We start from the raw sequence: 749 nt of genomic DNA on the forward strand, positions 1-749 counted from the left end.
TAAAACAAAGTTTCATTCGTTTTGACGCAATCAAAATGTTGCTGACGGCACGGTGAGATTGAAATCTCTTTCCGTCAGCAACGCTGATTTCGACTCTATGAATTTTTAAAGAACAGCCGATTGATAGCTTGATAACTATCAACACTAAAGCAGTCTCACACGAGACTGCTTTAGTGTTGAGTCAAATATTATAGCACGCTTTTTTCGTGCTCTTTTCGCTTCCTCCAGCCGCTTTTTCAAGCTGCTGCCACCAGCGCGATCTTGGTGGAGGATGACGGGATCGAACCGACGACCCCCTGCTTGCAAAGCAGGTGCTCTCCCAGCTGAGCTAATCCCCCGGGATCCTCGACAACCAGACATTGGAATCTTGGTGGGTCTAGTTGGGCTCGAACCAACGACCCCCGCCTTATCAAGACGGTGCTCTAACCAGCTGAGCTACAGACCCAGTCCACACACCCTGCAACCAGGGCACATGGCTTGTTCCAACAACCGATAAGTGTGGGCGTTCAACTTGAACAGCAGTTTTCCAGAAAGGAGGTGATCCAGCCGCACCTTCCGATACGGCTACCTTGTTACGACTTCACCCCAGTCACGAACCCCGCCGTGGTAAGCGCCCTCCTTACGGTTAGGCTACCTACTTCTGGCGAGACCCGCTCCCATGGTGTGACGGGCGGTGTGTACAAGACCCGGGAACGTATTCACCGCGGCATGCTGATCCGCGATTACTAGCGATTCCGACTTCACGCAGT

The 749-nt window shown here is 52.1% G+C and carries 2 tRNA genes and 1 rRNA gene; all 3 read right to left on the reverse strand.

Annotated elements, in window-relative coordinates:
• Nucleotides 1–262 precede the first annotated feature (262 nt).
• Nucleotides 263–338 (reverse strand) — tRNA-Ala (locus IB269_RS28900).
• 30 nt (nt 339–368) lie between these two features.
• Nucleotides 369–445, reverse strand: a tRNA-Ile gene (locus IB269_RS28905).
• 85 nt (nt 446–530) lie between these two features.
• Nucleotides 531–749: ribosomal RNA gene (locus IB269_RS28910) — 16S ribosomal RNA — on the reverse strand; the annotation flags it as partial.

Source organism: Delftia sp. DLF01, assembly GCF_014852125.1.
GTDB lineage: Bacteria > Pseudomonadota > Gammaproteobacteria > Burkholderiales > Burkholderiaceae_C > Comamonas > Comamonas acidovorans.